The sequence below is a fragment of the Actinomycetota bacterium genome, from assembly GCA_030682655.1.
Lineage (GTDB): Bacteria > Actinomycetota > Coriobacteriia > Anaerosomatales > JAUXNU01 > JAUXNU01.
This window is the reverse complement of sequence record JAUXNU010000136.1, coordinates 1-2,455: the sequence shown is the minus strand read 5'-3', so window position 1 is coordinate 2,455 and position 2,455 is coordinate 1. Positions and strand designations below refer to the sequence as shown.

Genomic DNA, 2,455 nt, shown 5'->3' with positions numbered 1-2,455 from the left:
GACGAGCGCTCCTACCAACGCGGCGTCAGGGTCTCAGACGCCCAACTGGCGACAGTCAACCTCACCCGAGATGAGTTCCATCCCGAATGGAACTATGTGATCCATCCCCGCAACCGCTCAGTTGTTGTTTGACGCTTCCTTAGTGTCCGTGGATCGGAGCGGCGCAAACGAGATCCCTCGCGCCTTCTCGGATTACGCCGTCACGATTGATGAAGCCGCTGCTCCCGGCGGGGCAGTCTTGACGCGACTTGTGGGGTGATTCCCAACATGTACGCCGAGGAGGACCTGGTTCTCATCTCCGCCATTGAGCATTACTCATACTGCCCTCGCCAGTTTGCGCTCATTCACATCGAGCAGACGTTTCGAGAGAACGCCCAGACGCTGAGCGGAGACCGCATACACGAGCGCGTCGATTCTGCGCATACGTCTCTACATAATGGCGTGCGAGTCGAGTACGCTGCGCCCTTGTGGTCCGAGCGGTTTGGATTGGTGGGGAAGGCAGATGCCATCGAGTTCCTTGGGGATGGCACAGTCTGGCCCGTGGAGTACAAGCGCGGTGCAAGGCGAGCGAAGCTACACGATGACCTGCAATTATGTGCGCAGGCGCTCTGTCTTGAGGAGATGCTCTCGGTTCCGATTGCGCAGGGGTCGATCTTCTACCACGCGTCACGACGCTGGCGTGAAGTCAACTTCGACGATAATCTCCGTCGCGCAACAGCGACCGTTGTCGACGAAATCAGGGTCTTGCAGCGCAGCGGCGTCACGCCGCCGCCGGTCGCAGATGGCAGGTGCACGTCCTGTTCCCTCGAAGAGGCATGTTCTCCAGAGCTCATCTCGACTGCTCAAGATTGGAGCATAGAGGGACTCGTTGAGGGCGGTGAGTAGGTATGGCGACGACGTGTCTCAATACCCTGTTCGTCCAAAGGGACAGCGCTCGCGTGCGACTTGACCACGACACGCTTCGCGTTGAAGTGGACGACGAGAAGCTCATCCAGGTTCCGCTACAGCACCTGGAGTCCGTTGTGCTGTTCGGGAACTGCACTATCACTTCCCGCGCGATGCAACGCTGCGTTGCCGAGGGCAGGCAAGTCGTGTTCCTGGACTACGCCGGGCGATTCATGTGCAGAGTCGTAGGGCCCACCTCTGGAAACGTCCTGTTGAGACTCGCTCAGTACAGGGCCCACGAAGAGACTGCAACCAGGATGACAGTGGCTCGCAAGATAGTAGTGGGCAAGATCCGCAACAGTCGCCGGACCCTGCTTCGGGGTGCTCGGGACGCTCGCATGGATGCAGCAAAGAAGCGGCTGATCGAAGCCGCAGGGAATCTTGCACGCGCACTTGAGTCACTCTCATCAGCGGCCTCTCTCGATGCGATTCGAGGTTGTGAAGGAGACGCGGCACGCGAGTACTTTGGCGCATTCGCGGACCTGCTCACAGTTGAACGCGATGAGTTCGCATTTGCGCTACGGTCGCGTCGGCCCCCGAGGGATCGGGTGAATGCGTCACTTTCCTTCGTCTACGCTCTTCTAGTTAGTGATGTTGTTGCGGCACTAGAGGGTGTGGGCCTTGACCCTCAAGTCGGCATGCTTCATGGCCTGAGGCCGGGCCGGGCTTCGCTTGCCCTGGACCTTGCCGAGGAGCTTCGATCGTGCCTGGCCGACAGACTCGTGCTCACCCTGATCAACCGAAGACAGCTCAGGCCCGATCACTTTGACGCGAGAGATGAGGTGGGAGGAAGCGTCTTGCTCAACGAAGAGGGTAGACGACTCGTGTTGCACGCCTACCAAACCCGCAAGCGCGAACTGGTCACGCATGCGCTTCTCAAGAAGAGGGTGCCGTTCGGCTATGTCACGCATCTCCAGGCGCGTCTACTCGCCCGGTGGCTGCGGGGCGACATCTCGGAGTATCCGCCGTACATCCACGGAGGGTGACGTGAACATACTCGTCACATATGACGTGAATACTCAGGACAAGGCTGGCAGGCGGCGTCTGAGGCGTGTCGCCAAGGCCTGCGAGGGTTGCGGACAGCGCGTTCAGCTATCCGTCTTTGAGTGCAGGGTGGATAGCACACAGCTGCAGCGGCTGGTTCACCGCTTGACCGACGAAATCGACGATGAGTCCGATAGCTTGCGCATCTATCGGCTTGCCGACCCTCGCGCGAATGCAATCATCGCAGCTGGGCGTGACCCGTACTATGATCCAGATGGACCACTGGTTCTATGAGTTCGGCGCGAACCACAAGTGCGGAGTTCTTGAGCACGGGGTTCGCGCCCAGTGCCCAACCTAGATGTCATGCCGCTCCGAGGAACACAAGTCTCACGAATGCCTTGAATGGGCCGAGAACCCAGTTCAAGGCCAGCAGCGGTCACTCAGCTGAGTGACCGAGGATTGAAACGCGTGAGGGAGCTGCAGCAGCAGCGTGAGGCGTCGTGCAGCGGTCACTCAGATGAGTGAC

Annotated in this window: 3 protein-coding genes; all 3 read left to right on the top strand. The window is 59.6% G+C overall.

What is annotated here, in order from left to right:
* The first annotated feature begins 267 nt into the window (after positions 1-267).
* From cas4 to cas2, 3 genes are read left to right on the top strand one after another with little or no spacing between them, the layout of a single operon-like run.
* Positions 268-885, top strand: coding sequence for a CRISPR-associated protein Cas4 (gene cas4, locus Q8K99_08590; protein MDP2182610.1), 618 nt, complete (start codon positions 268-270; stop codon positions 883-885).
* 2 nt (positions 886-887) lie between these two features.
* Positions 888-1,931 carry a type I-C CRISPR-associated endonuclease Cas1c gene (gene cas1c / locus Q8K99_08585; GenBank protein ID MDP2182609.1) on the top strand — a complete coding sequence of 348 codons (1,044 nt, stop codon included), beginning with the start codon at positions 888-890 and terminating at the stop codon, positions 1,929-1,931.
* A gap of 1 nt (position 1,932) precedes the next feature.
* A complete protein-coding gene (cas2, locus tag Q8K99_08580) occupies positions 1,933-2,223 on the top strand; it encodes a CRISPR-associated endonuclease Cas2 (protein MDP2182608.1) in 291 nt (96 codons plus the stop codon).
* The last annotated feature ends 232 nt before the right edge of the window (positions 2,224-2,455 follow it).

What these genes read in the sequence shown, in the direction of transcription:
- cas4 (MDP2182610.1), top strand. Translation starts at nt 268, where the DNA reads ATGTACGCCGAGGAGGACCTGGTTCTCATCTCCGCCATTGAGCATTAC.
- cas1c (MDP2182609.1), top strand. Translation starts at nt 888, where the DNA reads ATGGCGACGACGTGTCTCAATACCCTGTTCGTCCAAAGGGACAGCGCT.